Origin of the sequence: Streptomyces dryopteridis (assembly GCF_049606955.1) — a bacterium.
Classification (GTDB): domain Bacteria; phylum Actinomycetota; class Actinomycetes; order Streptomycetales; family Streptomycetaceae; genus Streptomyces.
Genome location: NZ_CP187113.1, coordinates 5,074,975 through 5,097,760, shown reverse-complemented (window position 1 = coordinate 5,097,760; position 22,786 = coordinate 5,074,975). Strand labels below are relative to the sequence as shown.

Below are 22,786 nucleotides of genomic sequence, written 5' to 3'. Positions count from 1 at the left end.
GCCCGTCGGCACAATCCCCGTCACCCCCGACACGCCCCGGCCGGAAAACCCCCGGACGGGGTCCGCGGGCAAAATGCGCCGACCTCCGGTGAACCGTCCGGGAAAATCGCGATTCCGCGCGGGCCCTCGCTCCGGGCGTCCCGGAAGGCCGCCCTCGCGGGGGTCGGAAATCCCCCCGCTCAGGCCCGGAAGTCCCCTCCGGAAGGGGTGCGTTCGACCTTCGGGGGCCCGTCCGGGGGCAGCGCGGCGGAGAGCCGGTCGCGCATGACCCGGATCCGCTCCACCAGTTCCGGCGGCTCGACCACCTCGAAGGCGCTGCCGAGGAACAGCAGGCGCACGACGAGCCCGTCGAGGTCGGCGGCCCCGGTCCGCACCAGGCAGCCGCCGTCCTCGGTGTCCTCCAGGGTCCCGTCCACGGGTCGGATGAAGGAGGCGGCCACCTCGCGGGGCACGGCGATCCGCACCACCGCCTTGGCCGCGTGCACCCCGTGCGAGATGCCCCGGGACACGTAGTCGGCGAGGTCCTCGGAGGGGCCGGGCCGGGGCTCGAAGCGGGGGCCGTGCGGGGGCCTCGGTTCGATCCGGTCCACCCGGAAGGTCCGCCAGTCGGCCCGGTCCACGTCCCAGGCCACGAGGTACCACCGCCGCTCGGTGCAGACCAGCCGGAACGGCTCCACCAGTCGTCGGGTGGCGTTGCCGGTGTGGTCGCGGTAGGCGAACCGCAGCCGCTCGTGGTCCCGGCAGACGGAGGCCAGCTCGGTCAGCACCGCCGGGTCCACGGTGGAGCGGGCGGGCCCGCGCAGCACGGAGACGGTGAACTCGTTGAGCGCGGCCACCCGCCGGCGCAACCGGCCCGGCAGCACCTGCTCCAGTTTGGCCAGGGCCCGCACGGACGCCTCGCCGATCCCCTCGACCCCGTTCCCGGCGGCGGTCCGCAAGCCCACGGCCACGGCCACGGCCTCCTCGTCGTCGAGCAGCAGCGGCGGCAGTTCGGCCCCGGCCCCCAGCTGGTACCCGCCGCCGACCCCGGGGGTCGCGTTGACCGGGTAGCCCAGCTCCCGCAGGCGGTCCACGTCCCGGCGCACGGTCCGGGGCGTCACCCCCAGCCGCTCGGCGAGGTCGGAGCCGCTCCACTCCCGGTGTGCCTGCAACAACGACAACAGGCGCAACAACCGCGCCGAGGCATCCAACATCCCCCCAACCTACCGAGCGCCCCCGGGCACCCGACCCGCTCGGGTCACGGGGCCGGGCTCGGCGTCGGACCGGGGGCGGCCTTCGCCGCGGGCCCCGGCGCGGTCGTGGCCGGTTTCGGGGGCAGGGCGAGGAGCATCCCCAGGGCGAGGCGGTTCGGGTCGGGGCCGACGAGGGCGCGGTTCAGCTCGTAGAGGGCCCGCCACCCGCCCGCCACGGCGTGCCGGCGCGCGACCGCGCCGAGGGTGTCGCCGGCCCGGACCACGTGCATCCGGCCCGCCAGGCCGTACCGCTCGGAGCAGACCGGCCACGCGCCCCAGCCCTGATCGCCGAGGACCGCCTCGGCCACCGTGATCTGTTGACCTCGGGTGGCCAGGTCCGCGCGGCGGGCGTAGGCCCGCCCGCCGTGCTCCTCCCAGGTCGGCTGCCAGAACTGGAGCCCGCCGTAGAAGCCGTTGCCCGTGTTGGTGTCCCAGCGTCCGCTGCTCTCGCAGTCCGCCACGCAGTCCCAGGGCCATTCGCCCTTCCCGTCGGGCCCGCAGACCCGCCGCGCGGCCGTCGGCCCGGGACCGGCCGGCGGGGCCGCGTCGGCCAGGGCCGGCGGGGCCGCGCACAGGGCGACGAGGGCGAGGGCGAGGGCCGCCGTGACGGGGCCGGTCAAGGAGCCGTCACGGGGGCCGCGGTGTCCGGGCCGGTGGGCCCCTGCTGCCGGTGCCGCATCGCACCGGTTCCGGAAGCGAACCATCGGATCACGCTAGGCGGCCCCCGTCGGCCCTCCCCGCGTCCCGCGCCGCGCCCCCCGCCGCCCCACCCGGACGGCCCTTCTGGGCGGCCTCCGGCGACCCCGCGCACCGATCACCAATCGCCTTTTTGCGCCCAGGAGTTGACGCATCCGAAAGCAGCCGAAACCGGCGTTCACCCGATCGGGGGTCGGGTTCGATTCCGTTCCCTCGTCCGGCGTGACCCCTCCCCCACCCTCGACGTTGAGCCCCGCGAGCCGGCCCTCTCGACCGGCCGCGCACCGCGCCCGATCCATCCGTCCAGCCCCGCCCAGCCAGAGGAGTCCCCCCGTGCCGCGCATGCTCGACGTCAGCGATGACGTCCGCGCCGAGATCGGCGACGAAGAAGCCGACCTGCTGCTCGCCGGCGAGAACGCGCCGGGCAGTTACGACTGCACCTCCTGCCGCACCCCGGGGGACCCCGAGCGCGAGCGGACCAGCACCGTGCTGTTCGTCGGCGACGAGACCGCCGTCCTCGCCTTCGCCCACGCCGCCTGCATCCCCTCCCAGGTGGTCGCCGTCTCCGAGGAGCAGCTCCAGGGCGCGGTGCGCAGCATCACCGGCGAGGCCGGGGACGAGGACGAGGAACCGGCCGCCCCCGCGCAGGCCGTGCTCGGCATCACCAGCGGTCTCGTGCTGATCGGCGGGGACCTGCACCCCGCGCTCGTGGTCGAGCCGACCGCGCCGATCGCCCGCCCCGGCACCACCGGCCCCGGCGACGACTTCCTGCCCCTCCTGATCGAGCAGGGGTTCATCCCGGTCACCGACACCACCACCCTGCCCTCCCCGCTGGAGGGCTGGTCGGTGCTGGTCGCCGCCGGTCAGCTGCACTCCGTGCTCCAGCCCGGCTCGATCGCCTGGTGGCAGGCGCACCAGGCGCTGTCGGTGACCGAGGGCTGGCGGGCCGCCGTGAACAAGACCAAGCGGGTCCTGATCTACGCGGCCCCGGTCGGCTCCATCGGCCAGCAGCCGCGCGAGGACCTGCTGCGGGAGGCCCTCGACAAGGCGGCGGCCGCCGGCAAGCTCGTGGCCGCGTCCATGCCGCTCGCCGGCACCTGAGCCGGCCCGTCCCGACCCCGAGGTCCGCTTCCGGGACCCGGTGAGCCGGGAGGGCCGGTCGGCGCCCGTCCGACCGGCCCCCCGCCCCCTCGCCCCGTCCCGCGGCCTCCCTCCGGCGCGACGTCGCACCCCTTCCTCCGGGGGTCCGCGCGCCGTTCCCCGTCCGGCCCCGCCCTCGCGCGCATCCCGCGCGGCGGGGCCGGACGGTGTGCCCGCCGGGGGTGCGCGGTCCGTCCCGCGCACCCCCGGCGATCTGCGTTTTTGCACGGGCGGCCGCATCCGGGGCCGGGCCGGTTTCGTTGTCGGATACGTGCACCCATACGAACCCACACGCGGCCCGTCACCCTCGCCCCAGATCCCGCCGATGCGCCCCGCGTACGGCCGGGAGGGTTCCCACGGTCTCGCCGGCACCGTCCCGGCCCCCTCCGGCGCCCCGGGGGCCTCCTACTCCGGATGGTCCGCGGCCGGCGCTCCCGCGGCCGCCCCCGGGTCCGCGCCGGTGGTGCCCGCCTCGCCCACCCCGATCTTCGACGCCCTGTACGCCGAGTACCTGCACTCCTTCCGCGCCCTGCCCGGCGACCGCACCGGCGAGGAGGACCTGGGGTTCCGGGGGTTCACGGGGGGCGCGCGGGTGGATCCGTACGGCGGGCGGGGCGGGTTCGGCGGCGGGTGGACGGACTACGGGTGGCAGCCGGGCGGGCCCTGGCAGTCCGGGCCGCCGGCGCTGCCGCCCGCGCTGCCCCCGGGCGGCTGGACGCCCCCGCCGCCGCCCCCGCCGCAGATGGCCGCGCCGATGCCCGCGCCCGTCCAGCCCCCGATGCAGGCACCCGCGCAGGTCCCGATGCAGGCCCCGATGCAGGTGCCGATGCAGGGCCCCGGGATGATGCCGATGCCGCAGGCCCCGCTCGGCTACCCGGCGCCGCAGGGACCCGGCCCGGGGCCGGGAACCGGGCCGCTCCCCCCTGTCGCCCCCATGCCGATGCCCGCGCCGATGCCGATGCCCGTGCCGGTGGGCGCCGGACAGTTGCCGCCCCAGCCCGTCGCCCCCGGGTGGGGCGCCCCGCCGCCCGGGTACCCGGGCGGGCGGCCCGCCCAGCCGATGTACGCCGTGCCGGCCGCGCTGCCGCCGGCCCCGCGCCGGGGCTGGTAGGAACGCCGACGGGCGCCGGCCACCCCCTGGGGGTCACCGGCGCCCGTCCTGCCGCCGCTTGCCGCTGCGCGGCCGGCGGTCACTTCTTCTTGTTGGCCCCGCGCTTCTCGCGGACCCGCACCGAGATGTGGATCGGGGTGCCCTCGAAGCCGAACTCCTCGCGCAGACGACGCTCGACGAAGCGGCGGTAGCCGTGCTCCAGGAAGCCGGAGGCGAAGAGCACGAACCGGGGCGGCTTGGTGCCGGCCTGGGTGCCGAAGAGGATGCGGGGCTGCTTTCCGCCGCGGATCGGGTGCGGGTGCGCGGCCACGATCTCGCCGAGGAAGGCGTTCAGGCGGCCGGTGGGGACGCGGGTCTCCCAGCCGGCGATGGCCGTCTCGATCGCCGGGACCAGCTTCTCCATGTGGCGGCCGGTGAGCGCCGAGACGTTCACGCGGGGCGCCCAGGAGACCTGCTGCATCTCGGTCTCGATCTCGCGCTCCAGGTAGTAGCGACGCTCCTCGTCGAGGGTGTCCCACTTGTTGAACGCGATGACCACGGCGCGACCGGCCTCGACGACCATCGTGATGATCCGCTGGTCCTGCACGCTGATCTGCTCCGAGGAGTCGATCAGGATGACGGCGACCTCGGCCTTCTCCACGGCGGCCGCCGTGCGGAGCGAGGCGTAGTAGTCGGCGCCCTGCTGGAGGTGGACCCGCTTGCGGATGCCGGCGGTGTCGATGAACTTCCAGGTGGTGCCGCCGAGCTGGATCAGCTCGTCGACCGGGTCGCGGGTGGTGCCGGCCAGCTCGTTGACGACGACCCGGTCCTCCTTGGCCACCTTGTTCAGGAGGGAGGACTTGCCGACGTTCGGGCGGCCGACCAGCGCGATGCGGCGGGGACCGCCGAGGGCACCGGCGCCGAAGGTCTGCTCGGGGGCCTCGGGGAGGACCTTGAGGATCTCGTCGAGGAGGTCGCCGGTGCCGCGGCCGTGCAGGGAGGAGACGGGCCACGGCTCGCCCAGGCCCAGGGACCACAGGGCGGTCGCGTCGGCCTCGCCGCTCTGGCCGTCGACCTTGTTGGCGCACAGCACGACGGGCTTGCCGGCGCGGCGCAGCAGGCGGACGACGGCCTCGTCGGTGTCGGTGGCGCCGACCTTGGCGTCCACGACGAAGACCACGGCGTCGGCGGTCTCGATCGCGTACTCGGCCTGGCTGGCGACGGAGGCGTCGATGCCGAGGACGTCCTGCTCCCAGCCGCCGGTGTCGACGACCCGGAAGCGGCGGCCCGCCCATTCGGCGTCGTAGTTCACGCGGTCGCGGGTGACGCCGGGCTTGTCCTCGACGACGGCCTCGCGGCGGCCGATGATCCGGTTGACGAGGGTCGACTTGCCCACGTTGGGGCGGCCGACGACGGCGAGCACGGGCAGCGGGCCGCCGCCCGCCTCCTCGATGGCGCCCTCGACGTCCTCGATGTCGAAGCCTTCTCCCGCGGCGAGCTCCATGAACTCCGCGTACTCGGTGTCGCCGAGCGCTCCGTGGTCGTGCTGGTCGTTCATGAAGTCCGTTCCTCGTCGTTCGTGGTGATCGGTGCCGGTGGGGCGTGTGCGTCCCGCCGGCACTACTGGGGTCTGTCGTCGAGCCGGGGCCGTGGGGGCCTCGGATCAAGTCTCGCTCAGCGGCCGGTGCGGCGCTTGGCGTCGGCCAGGTGGGCCGTCAATCGGTCCTGGATCCGGTGGGTGGCGGCGTCCAGGGCGGTGCGGGTGCGGCGTCCGGTGCCGTCGCCGGCCTCGAAGGCGTCTCCGAAGACCACGTCGACCCGGCCGCGCAGCGGTGGCAGGCCCTTGACGAGCCGGCCGCGCCGTTCCGCGCTGCCGAGGACGGCCACGGGCACGACGGGGGCGCCGGTGCGCACCGCGAAGTAGGCCAGGCCCGCGCGCAGGGAGGCGAAGTCGCCCTCGCCCCGGGTGCCCTCGGGGAAGATCCCGAGGACCCCGCCGCGTTCCAGCACGCCGAGCGCGTTCGTGACGGCGGTCCGGTCGGTGCCGGAACGATCCACCTTGACCTGCCCGATCCGGGTGAGGAACGGGCCGAGGGGGCCGACGAAGGCTTCCTTCTTGATCAGGAAGTGGACGGGCCGGGGCGCGGTGCCCATGAGCATGGGGCCGTCGAGGTTGTGCGCGTGGTTGACGGCCATGATCAGCGGGCCGGTCGTGGGCACCTTCCAGGCGCCCAGCACCCTCGGGTTCCAGAAGCCGTACATGAGGCCGATGCCGATGCGTCGGCCGACCGCCGCTCCCGCGAGGGAGGGCGGCGGGGTCTGGTCGGTCACGCGGGGGCACCCACCTCGGGGGCGGGCTCGCCGGCGCGGCGGGCCTCCACCAGGGTGACCACGCACTCGATGACCTGGTCCAGGGTGAGGTCGGTGGTGTCGACCTCGACGGCGTCGGCGGCCTTGGCCAGCGGGGAGGTGGCGCGGCCGGAGTCGGCGGCGTCCCGCTTGATCAGGGCTTCCTTGGTCGCGGCGACCTCGGCCGCGGCCTTGGTGCCGAGCTCTCCGCTGCGGCGGGCGGCGCGGGCCTCGGCGGAGGCGGTGAGGAAGACCTTGAGGTCGGCGTCGGGGAGCACGGTGGTGCCGATGTCGCGGCCCTCGACGACGATCCCGGCGGCCTCGGTCGCGGCCTCGGCGGCGATCTCACGCTGGAGGGCGGTGATCCGGGTGCGGACCTCGGGGACGGCGCTGACGGCGCTGACCTTGGAGGTGACCTCGGTGGTGCGGATCGGGCCGGCGGCGTCGACCCCGTCCACCGTGATGGTGGGGGCGGCCGGGTCGGTGCCGGAGACGATCACGGGCTTGGCGGCGGCCACGGCGATGGCCTGGGGGTCGGTCAGGTCGATCCCGTTGGTGATCATCCACCAGGTGATCGCCCGGTACTGGGCGCCGGTGTCCAGGTAGCGCAGGCCGAGCTTGGCGGCGACGGCCTTCGAGGTGCTGGACTTGCCCGTGCCCGAGGGTCCGTCGATCGCGACGGTCACGGCGGACGGAGCGGTGGTTTCCACGGCGGGGAGCACCTTCCTGATCGGTTCCTGGCTGCGGTTCGTGGTCCGGGCGCGCCACACACGCCCCCGACACAAGGTTACCGGCCCCGGCGAGCCCCGGTCTCCCGGGTTTGGCGCCCGAGGCCCGAGGGGGCCCCGGGCGGTGCGTCTCAGCCGGTGCGCAGGGCCCAGCCGCCGGCGCGCAGGGCCTCGGTGAGGGTCGCGACGGCGGCGGGGTCGACGGTGAGCTGGACCAGGCCGGCCTGCTGCCCGTTGGCGTGCTCGATGCGGACGTCCTCGATGTTGACCCCGGCGCGGCCGGCGTCGGCGAAGATCCGGGCGAGTTCGCCGGGGCGGTCGCCGATGAGGACGACGACGGTCTCGTAGGCGGTGGGAGCGGCGCCGTGCTTGCCGGGGACGCGGACCCGGCCGGCGTTGCCCCGGCGCAGCACGTCGGCGATGCCCTCGGCGCCCTCGCGGCGCTTGGCCTCGTCGGCGGAGTCCAGGCCGCGCAGGGCGCGGACGGTCTCGTCGAGGTCGGCGGCCACGCCCGCGAGCACGTCGGCGACGGGCCCGGGGTTGGCGGAGAGGATCTCGATCCACATGCGGGGGTCGGAGGCTGCGATCCGGGTCACGTCGCGGATGCCCTGGCCGCAGAGGCGGACGGCGGCCTCCTCGGCGTCCTCCAGCCGGGCCGCGACCATGCTGGAGACGAGCTGGGGGGTGTGGGAGACGAGGGCGACGGCCCGGTCGTGGGCGTCGGCGTCCATCACCACGGGGACGGCGCGGCACAGGGAGACCAGTTCGAGGGCCCGGTTGAGGATCTCGTGGTCGGTGTCGCGGGTGGGGGTGAGGACCCAGGGGCGGCCCTCGAAGAGGTCGGCGGTGGCGGCGAGGGGGCCGGAGCGTTCGCGGCCGGCCATCGGGTGGGTGCCGAGGTAGCGGGTGGTGTCGACGCCCAGGGCGCGCAGTTCGCGTCCGGGGCCGCCCTTGACGCTGGCCACGTCCACGTACACGGCGGCGAGGTCGCGGCCGATGGCGTCGGCGAGGGTCGCGGCCACGTGGGCGGGCGGGACGGCGATGATCGCGAGGTCCACGCGTCCCTCGGGGGGCGCGTCGGTGCCGGCGCCGAGGGCGGCGGCGGTGTGGGCCTGGTCGGGGTCGTGGTCGACGAGGTGCACGGTGACGCCGCTGCCGACGAGCGCGAGGGCCGCCGAGGTGCCGATCAGTCCGGTTCCGATGACGACGGCGGTTCTCACTGGTGGCTCCCGGGGCGTGGCTTCAGGGCGCGGACGGCGCGTCCCCAGGGTAGTGGGCACGGCCCGGGGCCCGGACCGGGTGGGTCCGGCCCCGGGAACGGCCTGGTGGGGAGGTTGCGCGTGCGGCGGTCCGGCGTCAGAGGTTCTGCTGCCGGATGATGTCCTCCAGGGAGGCGGTGGGCACCTCGCCGCCGGGGGTCAGCTTGTCCACGGCGTGCGGGAGGGCCTGCGCGAGCTGGTCGGCGGCCTCCTCGGGGGTGACGCCGGCCTGCTGGGCGACCTGGGCGAGGGTGTCGTCGGGGAGGGCCTGCTGCACCTGCTGCGCGCTGACGGGCTGGTTGTCCCCGGTGCCGATCCAGGACTGGGCCTGGTCGGCGAGGCCGGATTTGGTGAGCATGTCGAGGAGGCCGCCGAGCGGATTGTTCCCGCCGGCCGCCGCGCCGGCCTGGGTACCGGCGCCCTGGCCGCCGCCCATGAGGGCGCCGAGGAGGGCTCCGAGGATGCTGCCGCCGCCTCCGGAGCCGCCCTGGCCGCCCCCGCCGAGGAGACCGCCGAGGAGTGAGCCGAGGTCGTTGCCCGCCATGGTCGCGCCTTTCGTCGAGGACGTGGGGTGTGCCCCCCGCCAATGTCGCCCCGGGCGCGGCCGGTCGCCACTCGGGGCGGGGCGTCGGGTAGAACCGGGGGCATGATCTTCCACCTCGTCCCCCTCGCCGACTGGTCCGCCCGCCCCGGGGTCCCGTACGCCTCGCCCTCGCTGGCCGCCGAGGGCTTCACGCACTGTTCCGCCGATCTGGCCGTGGCGCTGGAGGTGGCCGCCGAGCGGTACCGGGAGGTGTCGGGTCTGGTGGCGGTGGAGCTGGACGAGGCGCTGTTGGGGCACGAGGTGCGGCGGGAGCCGGGCACGGGTGGCCGGTACCCGCACGTGTACGGGCCGCTGGAGCGGGCGGCGGCGGTGCGGTTGTGGGACGTGGTGTGGACGGCTGACGGGCGGGCGGCGGCGACTCCCCGCGCGGCGGGCTGATCGGCGACCGCTGCGGCGTGGGTCCGACGTGCGGGGGCGGACAGGGGCCAGGATGGCTGACCGTCCGACCGGTTTGCCCGGAACACCCGGTTCCGCCGGTTCTTCTCGGCCGTGTCAGGAGCGTGCGTCCCCGTGCCCGAACCCACCGTCGACCCCACCCCTCCCCGTGAGCCCGCCGGGACGAACGCCCGGCGCGGCGTGCTCGCCCTCGGCGCCGCCGCCCTGACCGGCGGGGCCCTGGTGGCCTGCGGCGCCGGAACGAACGCCGGCGGGACCGCGCCCACCGGCTCCCGCGCCTCGACCGGCGGGGCCACGGGCCGCGCCTCGACCCCGGCGGCCTCCATCGGCCCGGACAGCGGCCCGCCCACCACCGCCGCCCCCTCGGCCTCGGCCTCGGGCTCGGCCTCCCCCGCCGGTCGGAAACTGCCGGTGAAGGCCGCCGACGTGCCGGTGGGCGGCGGGACCGTCCTCAAGGACGAGAAGCTGGTGATCACCCAGCCCACCGCCGGCGCCTTCCACTGCTTCACCGCCGTCTGCACCCACCAGGGCTGCCTGGTGAACAAGGTCGCCGCCGGCACCATCGACTGCCCCTGCCACGGCAGCCGGTTCGCCGACACCGACGGCGCCGTCCGGCACGGCCCCGCGACCCGCCCGCTCGCCGAGAAGCCCATCACCGTCTCCGCGAGCGGCGAAATCTCCCTCGCCTGAGCCCGAGCCGCCCGCCTACCCTCGGGCGATGGACGCACTCGACCTGGTCAGGGACCACACCGTCTACTCCTGCGTGACCGGGTCGCGCGCCTTCGGACTGGCCGACGAGGACAGCGACACCGACCGGCGCGGGGTGTTCCTGGCCCCGACCCCGCTGTTCTGGGGCTTCGAGAAGCCGCCCACCCATCTCGACGGCCCCCGGGACGAGGAGTTCTCCTGGGAGTTGGAGCGCTTCTGCTCCCTCGCCCTGGACGCCGACCCCAATGTGCTGGAGGTCCTGCACTCGCCCCTCGTCGAGCGGATCACCCCGGTCGGCGAGGAACTGCGGGAACTGCGCGGCGCGTTCCTCTCCCGCCGCGCCCACGGCAGCTTCGTCGGGTACGCCGACCGGCAGCGGCGCCGGCTCCTGGCCGGTGTGCGCGCGGACGGCGTCCCCCGCCGGAAGCCCGCCGTGCACCTGCTGCGGCTGCTGGCCTCCGGCCGGGACCTGCTGCGCACCGGCCGGCTCACCGTGGACGTGGGCGCGGAGCGGGAGCGGCTGCTCGCCGTCAAGCGCGGGGAGCTGTCCTGGGAGGAGATCGCGGCGTGGGCGGACCGGCTGCGGGCCGAGGCCGACGCGGCCCTGACCCGCTCCCCGCTGCCGGAGCACCCCGACCGGGCCCGGGTCGAGGAGTTGCTGATCCGCGCCCGCCGCGCCTCGGCGCTCACCCCCGGGACGAGCTAGCCCTCCCAGCGGGCGCCGAGCGCGAGCAGTTCGTCGCGGTGTTCCAGGTGCTCGCGCCAGGCCGCCGGCCAGGCCCGCGCCCCCAGCCAGGCACCCGCGAAGGCCCCGGTCAGGCAGGCGATGGAATCGGAGTCGCCCCGGGTGCAGGCCGCGCGGCGCAGCGCGGTCAGCGGTTCGTCGGGGAAGAGCAGGAAGGCGTGCAGCCCGGTGGCCAGCGCCTCCTCCGCGATCCAACCGTCGCCCGTGGCCTCGCAGGGGTCGAGTTCGGGACGCGGCTCGACCAGCGCCCGCCGCAGCCGTTCCAGCACCCCCAGGCACTCGTCCCAGCCGCGCGCCATGAAGGACTCGGGGCTCGCGTCGGAGGAGGTGCGCATCCACAGGTCGCCGAGCCAGCGCTCGTGGTAGCGGGTGCGGTTGTCCAGGGCGTAACTGCGCAGCCGGCCGACCAGCCCGGTCGGGTCCGCGCCCGAGGCCAGCAGCCACACGGCGTGCGCGGTGAGGTCGGAGGCGGCCAGGGCGGTGGGGTGGCCGTGGGTGAGGGCGGACTGGAGCTGCGCCGCGCCCGCCCGTTCCTCCGGGGTCCAGTGCGTCATCAGGCCGACGGGTGCGACCCGCATGTTGGCCCCGCAGCCCTTGGAGCCGATCCGGCTGGCGTCGCGCCAGTCCCGGTCCGGTCGGGCCAGCAGCCGGCAGGCGTCCATGCAGGTCCGGCCCGGGGCCCGGTTGTTCTCGGGCGAGACGGACCAGGCCACGAACTCCTCGCGGAGCGCCCCGGCCAGCCGTTCGGGGTCCGGGCGCGCGCCCGGCGCGTCGGAGCCGGTCCGGGTGAGGGCCCGCGTCAGGGCCAGGGTCATCTGGGTGTCGTCGGTGACGAACGCGGGCCGGGGCAGGGCCATCTGCCGCCAGGGGCCGGTCTTGGCGAGGATCGAGGGGACGCTGTGGAACTCGGTCGGGAAGCCGAGGGCGTCGCCGAGCGCGAGGCCGATCAGGGTGCCGGTCGCGGGGCGCAGGGCGGTGCGGGCGGACGCGGCGGACGGGTCGGGGGTCACGGGCGGTCTCCTTCGGCGGCCCCGGGGGTGCCGGGCGCGGGTCGGGGCGGGCGGGGCAGCGGCGGGTGCAGGGTGCGGGCGGGGCCGGCCCGGTAGAGGGCGGCGGGTTTGCCCCGGCCGCCGGTGAGTCGGGCCGGCGCGCCGGGCACGGGTTCGACGAAGCCGGGTCCGGCGAGCACCTTGCGGCGGAAGTTGGGCCGGTCCAGGGCGGTGTCCCAGACGGTCTCGTAGACGGCGAGCAGCTCGCCGAGGGTGAACTCGGGCGGGCAGAAGGCGGTGGCCAGGCAGGTGTACTCCAGCTTGGCGCCGATCCGTTCGCGGGCGTCGGCGAGGATCCGGGCGTGGTCGAAGGCGAGCGCGCCCCACGGCCCGGCCGCACCGGCGAGGGCCTCGGTGACCGGGACCCAGGCCGCGCCGGCCGCGTCCCCGCCGCCGGTCTCGGCGGGTTCGGGCAGGTCGGGCACGAGGGCGGTGAAGGCCACGGAGACCACCCGCATCCGCGGGTCGCGGTCCGGTTCGCTGTAGGTGCGCAACTGCTCCAGGTGCAGCCCGGCCACGAGGTCCTCGGGCAGGCCGGTCTCCTCGGCGAGTTCGCGACGGGCGGCGGTCTCGGCGGATTCGGCGGGCAGCAGGAACCCGCCGGGCAGGGCCCAGGCCCCGGCGTGGGGGGCGGCGCCCCGCCGGATCAGCAGCACGCACAGCCGGCCGGCCCGGATCGTGAACACGGCCAGGTCCACGGTCACCGCGAAGGGGGTGAAGGCGCTCGGGTCGTAGCCGGGCGGGGCGTCGTGGGTCATCGGTGCTCCGGGAGGGGGTCGGCGAAGTCGTGGCCGCGGGCGAGGAGTTCGTCCACGGCGGTGACGGCCCGCGCGAGCCGGGCGGCGCGGTCCCCGCGCAGGGTGAGGAAGGGGCGGCCGGTGCGCTCCAGTTCGGCGCGGAACCGGTCGGTCATCCAGGGGCGCAGGTGTTCGCCGTCGCGCAGTCCGTCGTCCTCGAAGTCCACGCCGACGTGGTCGGTGAGCAGGTACAGGTCTCGCCGGACCCGGTCGGCGATCGCGGTGACCCCGGGGTGCGGGCCGCCGAGGTAGCGCTCGTGCCAGATCCCGGTGGCGAAGGAGTCGGTGTCGCAGATCAGCACGGGCGAGCCGGCGCGGGCGGCGGCCTCCTCGTCGGCGTCCTGGCGGGCGGCGATGCGGGGGAAGTCGGCGCTGTCGAAGACGACCCCGGACCAGTCGGCGGCGGGGTCATCGGCGCGCAGCGCGGCCAGCTTCTCCTCGCTGAGGGTCCTGCCGTACTCGGGGACCCAGCCGGTGTCGGCCCACACCCCGCCCCGGGCCCGGTAGTGGGCGGCGAGGTCGCGGGAGAGGGTGGTGGTGCCGGTGGACTCGGCGCCGAGGACGACCACGCGGCGGGTCAGGGCGGCGCGGACGGCGGGGCCGAGGTGGGGCCAGGCCGCGACCGGGTCGGCGCGGACGGCGGTGCCGGAGACCGGGAAGCGGACGCGGCCCTGGTCCACCCGGACCTCGGCGGCGCCGAAGCGGCGCGCGAGTTCGGTGCCGTAGGGCTCGGAGGTGAACACGGCGTCCACCGGGTCGGGCACGGCGGCGCGGAACACGGCCATGTGCGCGTCCCAGACGGCCGGGTCCGCGTAGTCCACCTCGTGCTCGTCCACGGCCCCGACCACCTCGGCCCCGGGGTGGGCCTCGCGCATCCAGGCGACCCGGTCGGCGAGCGGGATCGATTCGACGGAGGAGGCGCAGACGAGCACGGTCAGGCGGGCGCAGCGGGCCAGGGCGGTGTCCACGAGGTGGTGGTGGCCGGCGTGCGGCGGATAGAACTTGCCGAGGACCAGGCCGTGGCCGAAGCGGGCGCTCATCGGCTCGCCACCGGGATCTCGGCGCCGGCGTCGGTCAGGGAGCGGCGCCAGTCGCGCAGGCCGATCGCGCACAGGCTCAGGAAGCCCAGGTAGAGCACGGCGGTCAGGTACAGGCCCTTGTGGGCGTACAGGGGGATGTAGACGAGGTCGACGGCGATCCACAGCCACCAGGACTCCACGAGCTTGCGGCACTGCCCGTAGGTGGCGCACAGGGACAGCACGGTGGTGAGCGCGTCCCAGAAGGGGACGGTGGAGTCGGTGGCGCGGGCCAGCAGCAGGGTGAGGGCGAGGGTCCCCACCGCCCCGGCCGCCGCGAGGCCGAGCCATTCGGCGCGCGTGGTGCGGCGCACCGGCAGGCTCCGGCCGTCGGCGGGCCGCCCCGGACCACCCCCGTGGGTCCAGGACCACCAGCCGTAGGCGGCCAGGGCGATGAAGACGAACTGGAGGCCGGCGTCGGCGTACAGGCCGGCCTGGGCGAACAGCACGATGAAGAAGACGTTGTTGGCGATGCCGATGGGCCAGTTCGCCACGTGTTGGCGGGCCACCAGCCAGACGCACAGCGCGCCGGTGGCGAAGCCCAGTACCTCGGTCCAGCTCACGAGGACCCCCTTTAATGGTCAGGTCGACTATAAACCCGAGGCCAGGGGTCGGCACAAGCCCTTTTCGACCCGCGCGAAACGGCGCGGACGAAAACGGCGCGGGCCCGCGCCGTCCCGAAGGACGACACGGGCCCGCGCCGCGTGAAAGGGGGGTCTAGAGGCCGACCTCGCGCATCAGCATGCCGACCTCGGTGTTGGTCAGCCGCCGCAGCCAGCCCGACTTCTGGTCGCCCAGCCCGATCGGACCGAACGCCGTGCGCACCAGCTTCTCCACCGGGAATCCGGCCTCGGAGAGCATCCGGCGCACGATGTGCTTGCGGCCCTCGTGCAGCACGACCTCGACCAGGTAGTTCTTGCCGGTCTGCTGGATCACGCGGAACTCGTCCGCGCGCGCCCAGCCGTCCTCCAGCTCGATGCCGTCCTTGAGCCGCTTGCCGACATCGCGCGGCAGGTTGCCGTTGATCGCCGCCAGGTAGGTCTTCTTCACCCCGTACTTGGGGTGGGTCAGCCGGTGGGCCAGCTCACCGTGGTTGGTGAGGAGGATGATGCCCTCGGTCTCGGTGTCCAGCCGGCCCACGTGGAACAGCCGCGTCTCGCGGTTGGTGACGTAGTCGCCCAGGCACTGCCGGCCGTCGGGGTCCTCCATCGTGGAGACCACGCCCGCCGGCTTGTTCAGCGCGAAGAACAGGTACGACTGGGTGGCGACGGTCAGGCCGTCCACCTTGATCTCGTCCTTCTCCGGGTCCACGCGCAGGCCCTGCTCGGTCACGATCCGACCGTTGACCTCGACCCGCGCCTGCTCCACCAGCTCCTCACAGGCCCGCCGCGAGCCCATGCCGGCGCGCGCGAGCACCTTCTGGAGCCGCTCGCCCTCCTGCTCGGCGCCCGGGAAGGTCTTCGGCAGCTTCAGCTCGGGCTTGTTCGCGTACCGCTCGCGGTTGCGCTCCTCCTGCCGGGCCTCGTACTCGCGGGGCCGGGACGGGGCGCCCGAACGACCGCCGGCGTACCCGCCGCGACCGCCCTGACCACCCTGGCCGCCGCGCCCGCCCGAACCGCCGGGACGACCCGCGCCCGTGCGCGGTCCGCCCTTGGCGCCGCCGCGGGCCTGGTCGCCGCGGGCGCCGCCGCCGGAGCGGCCGCCGCCCGTGCCGGAGCCCTGACCGCCGCGCGCCGTGCCGGAGCGCTCGCCCTCGGGACCGACGTCGTAACGGCGCTCCTCGGGGCGGGGACGGCGCGGGCGCGAGGGCTCCTGACCACCCTGCCGGTCGTCGCGCGAGTTCCCGGCGCCGCGGAAGTTACCGCGCCCGCCGCTCTTGCCGCTGTTCCTGTTGCCGCCGTTGCCGCCGCTGCTTCGCATCAAAGTTCCGTCTTGTCGTCTGCGTCCTGAGCCGAATCCGGAGCGTCCGGATCGAACGACGGGACACCTTCCGGTGTCTCGGCCTCGATCTCGTCCACATCCGGCAGGAAGGGCGCGAGCTCCGGCAGCTCGTCCAGGCCGCGCAGGCCCATCCGCTCCAGAAAGAGGTTCGTCGTCCTGTACAGGATCGCACCTGTTTCGCGTTCCGTCCCCGCCTCGGCCACCAGACCCCGCTGGAGGAGGGTGCGCACGACCCCGTCGCAGTTGACCCCGCGCACCGCCGAGACCCGCGATCGGCTCACCGGCTGCCGGTACGCGATCACCGCCAGGGTCTCCAGCGCCGCCTGGGTGAGCCGGGCCTGCTGCCCGTCCAGGGCGTACGCCTCCACGGCCGCCGCGCAGGCCGGGGCGGAGTGGAAGCGCCAGCCGCCGGCGATCTCGCGCAGTTCGAAGCCCCGGCCCTGTTCCCGGTACTCGGCGGCCAGGTCCAGCAGGGCCACGCGCACCTCGGCCGGGGTGCGGCCCACCACCCGGGCCAGGTCGGTCTCGCGGGCGGGCTCGTCCACCACCATCAGCACCGCCTCCAGGGCGGGGGCGAGCGGCACGGCGGCGGCCCGGACGGCGGTCTCGGTCATCGGTTCTCCTCGGGGGCGGGTACGGCGGCGGGCCCGGTGGTCGCGGCGGGCCGGGCACGGGGCCGGCGCGGGCGCCGGCGGCCCGCGGGCTCCTCCTCGGGCTCCGGGGGCCGGTCGAACTCGTCGGTGACCCGCGGCGCCGGATCCCCCTGCGCGCCGCTCCAGCGCACCGTGAGGGCCGCGAGGGCCTCGGGTTGGTCAAGGGCCACGGCGCGCTCGCGGTAGAGCTCCAGGAGGGCCAGGAAGCGGGCCACGACGGTCAGGGTGTCGGGGGCGTCGGCGATCAGTTCGGTGAAGGTGGCCGCGCCGACCCCCTCGCGGAGCATCGCGATCACGATCTCGGCCTGTTCGCGGACGCTGACCAGCGGCGCGTGGATGTGGTCGGTGTACACCTCGGGCGCGGGCCGGGGCCGCAGCGCGCGGGCGGCGATCTCGGCCAGTCCCTCGGGGCCGACGCCGATGACGACCTCGGGCAGCAGCCCGGCCAGGTGCGGCTCCAGGCCGACGGTGCGGGGCCGGGTCAGGGCCTCTCGGTCGGCGCGTTCGGCGAGCACGGCGGCGGCCGTCTTGTAGGCGCGGTACTGGAGCAGCCGCGCGAACAGCAGGTCGCGGGCCTCCAGCAGGGCGAGGTCGGCCTCGTCCTCGACCACGGCGACGGGCAGCAGCCGGGCGGCCTTGAGATCGAGGAGGGTGGCGGCGACCACCAGGAACTCGGTGGTGCGGTCGAGGTCGCCGTCCGGGCCCAGGGCCTTGAGGTGGGCGAGGAACTCGTCGGTGACCTTGGAGAGGGCCACCTCGGTGATGTCCAGCTTGTGCCGGGAGATCAGGTGCAGGAGGAGGTCGAAGGGACCCTCGAAATTGTCCAGGCGCAGGGTGAACACCCCGTCCGGGACCCCCGCCGCGGCCGGGGCGGCGGGGTCCGGGCGCGGTGGGGCGGGACTGTGCGGGTGGGGCATCGGTGCCTTCGGCCGGTGGGACGCTGACGACACACAAGCCTAGGCTCAGCGGCCGCGCAGGCGGCGGACCAGGATGCTCGCGTCCCCTCGGGATTCGAGGTCGGCGAGGACCACGGCCACCGCCTCGCGGACGATGCGGCCGCGGTCCACGGCCAGTCCGTGCTCCCCGCGCAGCACGAGGCGCGCGTGTTCGAGGTCCATGAGTTCCTCGGCGGAGACGTAGACGGTGATCTTCTCGTCGTGGCGTTCCCGGCCGCTGGGGCGGCGGCCGCCGCGTCCCTTGCGGCGGGAGGCGCCGGACGCCCCCGGGACCGGGCGGGGGGCGCCGGCGGCCCCGGTTCCGGCCGCCTGTGCGGAAGAACCTTCCTGCGGCCGCCGGGGCGCCCCGACCGTGGGTTCCGCCGTGTCGGCCTCCTCCGGTCCCCGGGGGCGGGTCCGCGACGCGTCGCCGACGGCCGTTCCGTGCTCCTCGGGGGTCGCCTCGTCGCCGGCGCGGCGGGAGCCGGCCGGGGCGGACAGGGCCATGCCCCCGGTGGTGCGGAACAGTTCGTCGGCTCCGGGCAGACTCACTCGGCGTGACACCGGGCGAGCACCTCCCTGGCCAGCTGGCGGTAGGCGGCGGCGCCGACGGAGTTGGAGGCGTAGGTCGTGATGGGCTCGCCGGCGACGGTGGTCTCCGGGAAGCGGACGGTGCGTCCGATGACGGTGTGGTACACGTGCTCGTCGAATGCCTCGACCACGCGCGCCAGCACCTCGCGGCTGTGCACCGTGCGGGAGTCGTACATGGTGGCGAGGATGCCGTCGAGCTGCAGGTCGGGGTTGAGCCGTTCCTGCACCTTCTCGATGGTCTCGGTGAGCAGCGCCACACCGCGCAGCGCGAAGAACTCGCACTCCAGCGGCACGATCACCTTGTGAGCGGCCGTCAGGGCGTTCACGGTGAGCAGGCCGAGCGAGGGCTGACAGTCGATCACGATGTAGTCGTAGTCGGCCATCAGCGGCTTCAGGGCCCGCTGGAGGGTGGATTCGCGCGCGACCTCGCTGACGAGCTGCACCTCGGCGGCGGAGAGGTCGATGTTGCTGGGGAGCAGGTCCATGTTGGGGACCGCCGTCTTGAGCAGCACCTCGTCGGCCGACATGCCCCGCTCCATGAGCAGGTTGTAGACCGTCAGGTCCAGCTCCATCGGGTTCACGCCGAGGCCGACCGACAGGGCGCCCTGCGGGTCGAAGTCGACGAGGAGGACGCGTCTGCCGTATTCGGCGAGTGCGGCGCCCAGGTTGATGGTCGACGTGGTCTTGCCGACGCCGCCCTTCTGGTTGCACATCGCGATGATCTTCGCCGGTCCGTGGTCGCTGAGCGGACCGGGGATCGGGAAGTACGGCAGCGGTCGCCCGGTGGGGCCGATCCGTTCCCGACGCTGCCGGGCGGCGTCGGGGGCGAGGGTGGCCGCGTATTCGGGGTCGGGCTCGTATTCGGCGTCGGGGTCGTAGAACTGCCCCTCGGGCAGTCCGTCGTAGTCGGCGAAACCGGTGGGCGCGTCGCCGCTCGGGTCGCCGGCCATGGAGTTCACGTCTGGGCCGTCCATGCTGTTCGGGGATGTCGTCAGGTGCTGGTGGTGGGTGAAGGTGCGGACCGCTACGGAGCCGACGGCTTCGAGACCCGTCGGTCCGTGGGCCCGCACCGGCGTCCCCGCATGACCACCACCCCCAGGAGTAAATGTCGACTCATTCACAAGTCGTCTTACCTCCTCGGACGTGACCAGGACACTTGTCGATAGGTCAGCGTGGCACTATGCCGACGGTTCTGGACTCTATGGCGTGTCAGCGCCTCGCAGCAACACAATCCGCCGGACCCGGGGCCCTGTGTCGGCGCCCTCCGGCCACGCTGTCAAGGGCGTACGCGCCCTCGGAGGGAAGTTTCGCAGGTTCACGAATCGGTTAAAGGGTTATCTTCGCGGCGAGTTGAGCGCGTCGCGGACGGATCCGGATACGCCGCCGGCCGGACCTCGCGAGCAAGGTCCGGCCGGATGCGTGAGATTGACGGCATTCGTTGACGGTGTGTCGTGTCGCCGTCGGGGACGCCCCGGGGGCGTCGGGTGGGGCTGTCGGGATCAGCCGAGCAGCGAGGCCAGGGGCAGGGTCTCCAGGCCGTGGGCCTCGGCGACGGGGCCGTAAACGACCTGTCCCTCATGCGTGTTGAGGCCCAGGGCCAGGGCCGGGTCACGGCGCAGGGCCTCGACCCAGCCGAGGTTCGCGAGCTGCACGATGTAGGGCAGGGTCGCGTTGGTCAGCGCGTAGGTGGAGGTGTTCGGGACCGCGCCGGGCATGTTGGCCACGCAGTAGAACACCGAGTTGTGCACCTCGAACGTGGGCTCGGCGTGCGTGGTCGGACGGGAGTCCTCGAAGCAGCCGCCCTGGTCGATCGCGATGTCGACAAGGACACTTCCGGGCTTCATCCGGGAGACCAGCTCGTTGGTGACCAGCTTCGGGGCCTTGGCTCCGGGGATGAGCACGGCGCCGATGACGAGGTCGGCCTCCAGGACGGCCTTCTCCAGCTCGAAGGCGTTGGAGACGATGGTCTGGATCCGCGTGCCGAAGATCTTGTCGGCCTCGCGGAGCTTGTTGACGTCCTTGTCGAGCAGGGTCACGTGGAAGCCCATGCCGATGGCGATCTGCGCGGCGTTCCAGCCGGAGACCCCGCCGCCGATGACGACGGCCTTGGCCGCGGCGGTGCCGGGGACCCCGCCGGGGAGCACGCCGCGGCCGCCGGCCGAGCGCATCAGGTGGTAGGCGCCGACCTGGGGGGCGAGGCGGCCCGCGACCTCGGACATCGGGGCGAGCAGCGGCAGGGCGCGGTTGGCCAGCTCCACCGTCTCGTAGGCGATGGCGGTGGTGCCGGACTCCAGCAGGGCGTCCGTGCAGGCGCGGGAGGCCGCGAGGTGCAGGTACGTGAAGAGGGTCTGGTCCTTGCGGAGGCGGTGGTACTCCTCCGCGATGGGCTCCTTGACCTTCAGCAGCAGGTCGGCGGTGGCCCACACCTCGTCGGCGGTGCCGAGGATCTCGGCACCGGCGGCGACGTACTCGGCGTCGGTGATCGAGGAGCCGACACCGGCGTTCTGCTCCACGAAGACCTGGTGGCCGTGGCGCACCAGCTCGTGCACGCCGGCCGGGGTGATGGCCACCCGGAACTCGTTGTTCTTGACCTCGCGGGGGATGCCGACCTTCACGTCGATCACGGTCCTTGGCTCAGGGGGGTTTTACGGTGCATTCCAATACATACCCGTGTGTGGCAGCACACAAGGGATGCACCACGGGATGACCTGGTGGAGCCAGTCTAATGAAGGGAGCCGCGCTGTCTAGCCTTGCAAACCAATAATCTCACGCAGAACCACTACGGATTTCGTAGGCCGTCGGGTCTTCTTCCAGCAATCTCTCGGCGGTGGAGCGGTGCAGACGGGCCGCGGCCGGGTCGCCGAGGCGGTCCAGCGTGTCGGCCAAACGGACCTGGAGCGCGGCCTGAAGTCGCCGGTCACCGGCCTTGCGGGCGAGCTCGATCGCCTCCCGGCAGGTGTGCAGGGCCTCCTCGGGCCGGCCCGCGTACTCCTGCACCCGGGCCACCTCGCTCAACGCCCGTGCCCGGCCCGGGAGATCGTCGAGCCGGCGGTAGCCGGAGCCGGCCGCGCGCCAGCTGCGCAGGGCGTCCCCGTAGCGCCCGGCGAGGATCTGCGCGTTGCCCAGCCGGCCGTACAGCCGGGCCTCGTCGGCCCGCTCCCCGCTCGCCAGGGCGCGGGCCAGGGCGCGGCCGAACCAGTCGGCGGCCCGGAACCAGTCCCCCAGCTCCAGGTGCGCGCCCCCGACGGATTCCATCGCGCGGCCCACGGCGTACGGGTCCCGCGCGGCCTGTCCGGCCTCCAGCGCGGCCCGGTAGCGGACCAGGGCCTCCTGGGTGCGGCCGGTCTCGGCGTCGAGGTCACCGAGGTTGAGCAGGGCGGCGGCCTTCTCCCGGGGCAGCTCGCGGCGCTCGGCCACGTCGAGGACGAGTTCGTGCAGCCCGTACAGGTCGGCGGCGACGGCCTCGGTGCCGTGGTGCGCGGCCAGGGCCCGGACCAGGGCCGAGACCAGTCGGCGGGCCAGGGTGTCGAGCTCCCCGTCGGCCACGGCGAGGGCGGCGGCGGCCAGCAGGCCGGGGCGGCGGGTGTCGAGCCAGCGTTCGGCTCCCGCGCGGTCGGCGAAGCGCAGGGCCCGGGGCAGTTCCTCGGGCTTGAGCTCCTCCTCGTCCACCTCCTCGGCCACGCTGCGGCAGGAGTGCAACAGCCGCACGGTGCGTTCCAGCATCCGGGCCCGGGCCAGGCGCACCTCGGACGGGCGCTCCTTGGTCTCCAGCAGCTCGCGCAGGGCGGGCAGCAGGCAGCCGGGCACCCGGTACAGCCCGTCCTCCTCGGGGGTGAGCAGCCCGAGGCCGACGAAGTCGTCGAGGGTGGTCTGGGCCGCGGCCACCGAGCAGCCGACGAGGGCGGAGGTGACATGGGAGTCGACGAGTCCGGCCGGGGCCAGCGGCAGCAGCCGCAGGGTGCGCTGGGCGGGTTGCCGCAGGCCCCCGTGGACCAGCCGGAAGGCTCGGCCCAACGGTCCGTCGCCGGCGTGCGGCATGTCGTGCAGCCGCTTGGCGAGGTCGGCCACCGAGGTCTTCGGTTGGGCGGCGAGCAGCCCGGTGGCCAGGGCGAGGGCGGCGGGGAGTCCCTCGCACGCCTCGACCAGGCTCTCGGCGGCGCGCGGGTCCACGGTGATCCGGGTCTCGCCGACCCGCCCGGAGACCCATTCGAGGGCGGCCGGGGTGTCGAGGCCGCCCAGGGTGCAGGGGCGCACGTCGGGGATGCCGGTGAGCGGGCCGCGCGCGGTGACGACGACGAGGCAGTCCGGGGTGTCCGGCAGCAGCGCGTCCACCTGCGGGGCGTCGGCGGCGTCGTCCAGGAGGAGGACGGCGCGGCGGTCGGCGAGGGCCGCGCGCAGGGCGGCCCCGAGGTCGTCCTCGGAGGCCCCGGGCACCGGGGCCGCGCCGAGTTGTTCCAACAGGTCCCGGGCGGCGCGGTCACCGGGAGTGGCCGTGCCGTCGGGTCCGGTGAGCCGGGTGGCGAGCACGCCGTCCGGGTAACGCTCCGCCACCTCGGCCACGAAGCGACGGGCCAACGCGGTCCGACCCGATCCCGGTCGCCCGGCCACGAGCAGCACCCTGGCCCGGGGTGCCTTGGCCTTGCGACCGGAGAGCGTGTCGAGTCCCGTGCGCGCGATGTCCTCGCGCAACTCCTTCAGCTCACGCCGACGCCCGACGAAATCCGTCACGGATCCGCTCCTCTCCTGCCTCCGGGGTGTCGAGCGTAATTCACACAGAGCGACGGAACGGGGGGAGCC

General features: G+C 74.8%; 23 protein-coding genes. 5 read left to right on the top strand and 18 right to left on the bottom strand.

Translation table 11 applies throughout. The annotated features are described in order from the left end of the window. Window positions 1-179: 179 nt before the first annotated feature. Window positions 180-1,193, bottom strand: a complete 1,014-nt coding sequence (locus ACN20G_RS21845) for a helix-turn-helix transcriptional regulator (RefSeq protein WP_424214496.1) — start codon at window positions 1,191-1,193, stop codon at window positions 180-182. A gap of 44 nt (window positions 1,194-1,237) precedes the next feature. Next, window positions 1,238-1,852 (bottom strand): transglycosylase family protein, encoded by a 615-nt coding sequence (locus tag ACN20G_RS21840; protein WP_424214495.1) that lies wholly within the window; start codon window positions 1,850-1,852, stop codon window positions 1,238-1,240. A gap of 409 nt (window positions 1,853-2,261) precedes the next feature. Here ACN20G_RS21840 and ACN20G_RS21835 point away from each other — a divergent pair, with 409 nt between their 5' ends. Together ACN20G_RS21835 and ACN20G_RS21830 are read left to right on the top strand one after the other, a co-directional pair. Continuing rightward, a complete protein-coding gene (locus ACN20G_RS21835) occupies window positions 2,262-3,029 on the top strand; it encodes a hypothetical protein (RefSeq protein ID WP_424214494.1) in 768 nt (255 codons plus the stop codon). 364 nt (window positions 3,030-3,393) lie between these two features. Continuing rightward, complete coding sequence (locus tag ACN20G_RS21830) at window positions 3,394-4,179, top strand: hypothetical protein (RefSeq protein WP_424214493.1); 786 nt, start codon at window positions 3,394-3,396, stop codon at window positions 4,177-4,179. 79 nt (window positions 4,180-4,258) lie between these two features. Here the strand turns inward: ACN20G_RS21830 and der are convergent, their stop codons facing one another. The 5 genes from der to ACN20G_RS21805 all read right to left on the bottom strand — a co-directional run bounded on the left by der (window position 4,259) and on the right by ACN20G_RS21805 (window position 9,152). Beyond that, on the bottom strand, window positions 4,259-5,716 hold the full coding sequence (gene der / locus ACN20G_RS21825) for a ribosome biogenesis GTPase Der (RefSeq protein ID WP_424214492.1): 1,458 nt from the start codon (window positions 5,714-5,716) through the stop codon (window positions 4,259-4,261). Between the two features lie 116 nt (window positions 5,717-5,832). After that, window positions 5,833-6,420, bottom strand: coding sequence for a lysophospholipid acyltransferase family protein (locus ACN20G_RS21820; RefSeq protein WP_424215629.1), 588 nt, complete (start codon window positions 6,418-6,420; stop codon window positions 5,833-5,835). 65 nt (window positions 6,421-6,485) lie between these two features. Continuing rightward, window positions 6,486-7,217 (bottom strand): (d)CMP kinase, encoded by a 732-nt coding sequence (gene cmk, locus ACN20G_RS21815; RefSeq protein ID WP_424214491.1) that lies wholly within the window; start codon window positions 7,215-7,217, stop codon window positions 6,486-6,488. 149 nt (window positions 7,218-7,366) lie between these two features. Continuing rightward, the gene (locus ACN20G_RS21810; protein ID WP_424214490.1) at window positions 7,367-8,455 is read right to left on the bottom strand and encodes a prephenate dehydrogenase; all 1,089 of its coding nucleotides are present in this window, start codon (window positions 8,453-8,455) and stop codon (window positions 7,367-7,369) included. Between the two features lie 136 nt (window positions 8,456-8,591). Beyond that, window positions 8,592-9,152, bottom strand: coding sequence for a YidB family protein (locus tag ACN20G_RS21805; protein ID WP_424214489.1), 561 nt, complete (start codon window positions 9,150-9,152; stop codon window positions 8,592-8,594). Between ACN20G_RS21805 and ACN20G_RS21800 the strand changes: the two genes are divergently transcribed. From ACN20G_RS21800 to ACN20G_RS21790, 3 genes are all read left to right on the top strand, one after another. Beyond that, complete coding sequence (locus ACN20G_RS21800; RefSeq protein ID WP_424214488.1) at window positions 9,141-9,476, top strand: DUF952 domain-containing protein; 336 nt, start codon at window positions 9,141-9,143, stop codon at window positions 9,474-9,476. The two genes, ACN20G_RS21805 and ACN20G_RS21800, sit on opposite strands and share 12 nt — an antisense overlap. Before the next feature lie 132 nt (window positions 9,477-9,608). Then, the gene (locus tag ACN20G_RS21795) at window positions 9,609-10,184 is read left to right on the top strand and encodes a Rieske (2Fe-2S) protein (protein ID WP_424214487.1); all 576 of its coding nucleotides are present in this window, start codon (window positions 9,609-9,611) and stop codon (window positions 10,182-10,184) included. 28 nt (window positions 10,185-10,212) lie between these two features. Then, entirely contained in the window at window positions 10,213-10,908 is a 696-nt protein-coding gene (locus tag ACN20G_RS21790) for a nucleotidyltransferase domain-containing protein (RefSeq protein ID WP_424214486.1), read from the top strand. Here ACN20G_RS21790 and ACN20G_RS21785 read toward each other — a convergent pair. The 11 genes from ACN20G_RS21785 to ACN20G_RS21735 form a co-directional block, all read right to left on the bottom strand. Further along, window positions 10,905-11,957 (bottom strand): ADP-ribosylglycohydrolase family protein, encoded by a 1,053-nt coding sequence (locus ACN20G_RS21785; RefSeq protein WP_424214485.1) that lies wholly within the window; start codon window positions 11,955-11,957, stop codon window positions 10,905-10,907. The genes ACN20G_RS21790 and ACN20G_RS21785 overlap by 4 nt on opposite strands. Further along, a complete protein-coding gene (locus ACN20G_RS21780) occupies window positions 11,954-12,754 on the bottom strand; it encodes an NUDIX hydrolase (protein ID WP_424214484.1) in 801 nt (266 codons plus the stop codon). The genes ACN20G_RS21785 and ACN20G_RS21780 overlap by 4 nt, the downstream gene beginning before the upstream one ends. After that, window positions 12,751-13,833 carry an AAA family ATPase gene (locus ACN20G_RS21775; RefSeq protein WP_424214483.1) on the bottom strand — a complete coding sequence of 361 codons (1,083 nt, stop codon included), beginning with the start codon at window positions 13,831-13,833 and terminating at the stop codon, window positions 12,751-12,753. Before ACN20G_RS21775 ends, ACN20G_RS21780 begins: the two co-directional genes overlap by 4 nt. After that, a complete protein-coding gene (gene pnuC / locus ACN20G_RS21770) occupies window positions 13,830-14,432 on the bottom strand; it encodes a nicotinamide riboside transporter PnuC (protein ID WP_424214482.1) in 603 nt (200 codons plus the stop codon). Before pnuC ends, ACN20G_RS21775 begins: the two co-directional genes overlap by 4 nt. Before the next feature lie 154 nt (window positions 14,433-14,586). Next, on the bottom strand, window positions 14,587-15,789 hold the full coding sequence (locus tag ACN20G_RS21765) for a pseudouridine synthase (protein ID WP_424214481.1): 1,203 nt from the start codon (window positions 15,787-15,789) through the stop codon (window positions 14,587-14,589). Then, window positions 15,789-16,424, bottom strand: coding sequence for an SMC-Scp complex subunit ScpB (gene scpB, locus ACN20G_RS21760; RefSeq protein WP_424214480.1), 636 nt, complete (start codon window positions 16,422-16,424; stop codon window positions 15,789-15,791). The genes ACN20G_RS21765 and scpB overlap by 1 nt, the downstream gene beginning before the upstream one ends. Further along, window positions 16,421-17,380, bottom strand: a complete 960-nt coding sequence (locus tag ACN20G_RS21755) for a segregation and condensation protein A (protein WP_424214479.1) — start codon at window positions 17,378-17,380, stop codon at window positions 16,421-16,423. The genes scpB and ACN20G_RS21755 overlap by 4 nt, the downstream gene beginning before the upstream one ends. A 45-nt stretch (window positions 17,381-17,425) precedes the next feature. Then, window positions 17,426-17,962: a hypothetical protein gene (locus ACN20G_RS21750; RefSeq protein ID WP_424214478.1), complete on the bottom strand. Its 537-nt coding sequence runs from the start codon at window positions 17,960-17,962 to the stop codon at window positions 17,426-17,428. Continuing rightward, window positions 17,947-19,110 (bottom strand): ParA family protein, encoded by a 1,164-nt coding sequence (locus ACN20G_RS21745; RefSeq protein ID WP_424214477.1) that lies wholly within the window; start codon window positions 19,108-19,110, stop codon window positions 17,947-17,949. The genes ACN20G_RS21750 and ACN20G_RS21745 overlap by 16 nt, the downstream gene beginning before the upstream one ends. Before the next feature lie 378 nt (window positions 19,111-19,488). Continuing rightward, window positions 19,489-20,604, bottom strand: coding sequence for an alanine dehydrogenase (gene ald / locus ACN20G_RS21740; RefSeq protein ID WP_424215628.1), 1,116 nt, complete (start codon window positions 20,602-20,604; stop codon window positions 19,489-19,491). A gap of 151 nt (window positions 20,605-20,755) precedes the next feature. Then, window positions 20,756-22,717, bottom strand: coding sequence for a tetratricopeptide repeat protein (locus ACN20G_RS21735; protein WP_424214476.1), 1,962 nt, complete (start codon window positions 22,715-22,717; stop codon window positions 20,756-20,758). Between the last annotated feature and the right edge of the window lie 69 nt (window positions 22,718-22,786).

Excerpts from the sequence above, each read along its gene's own strand:
- ACN20G_RS21845 (WP_424214496.1), bottom strand. The coding sequence starts at position 1,193 with ATGTTGGATGCCTCGGCGCGGTTGTTGCGCCTGTTGTCGTTGTTGCAG.
- ACN20G_RS21830 (WP_424214493.1), top strand. The coding sequence starts at position 3,394 with ATGCGCCCCGCGTACGGCCGGGAGGGTTCCCACGGTCTCGCCGGCACC.
- der (WP_424214492.1), bottom strand. The coding sequence starts at position 5,716 with ATGAACGACCAGCACGACCACGGAGCGCTCGGCGACACCGAGTACGCG.
- ACN20G_RS21820 (WP_424215629.1), bottom strand. The coding sequence starts at position 6,420 with ATGTACGGCTTCTGGAACCCGAGGGTGCTGGGCGCCTGGAAGGTGCCC.
- ACN20G_RS21800 (WP_424214488.1), top strand. The coding sequence starts at position 9,141 with ATGATCTTCCACCTCGTCCCCCTCGCCGACTGGTCCGCCCGCCCCGGG.
- ACN20G_RS21790 (WP_424214486.1), top strand. The coding sequence starts at position 10,213 with ATGGACGCACTCGACCTGGTCAGGGACCACACCGTCTACTCCTGCGTG.
- ACN20G_RS21780 (WP_424214484.1), bottom strand. The coding sequence starts at position 12,754 with ATGACCCACGACGCCCCGCCCGGCTACGACCCGAGCGCCTTCACCCCC.
- ACN20G_RS21775 (WP_424214483.1), bottom strand. The coding sequence starts at position 13,833 with ATGAGCGCCCGCTTCGGCCACGGCCTGGTCCTCGGCAAGTTCTATCCG.
- ACN20G_RS21765 (WP_424214481.1), bottom strand. The coding sequence starts at position 15,789 with ATGCGAAGCAGCGGCGGCAACGGCGGCAACAGGAACAGCGGCAAGAGC.
- scpB (WP_424214480.1), bottom strand. The coding sequence starts at position 16,424 with ATGACCGAGACCGCCGTCCGGGCCGCCGCCGTGCCGCTCGCCCCCGCC.
- ACN20G_RS21755 (WP_424214479.1), bottom strand. The coding sequence starts at position 17,380 with ATGCCCCACCCGCACAGTCCCGCCCCACCGCGCCCGGACCCCGCCGCC.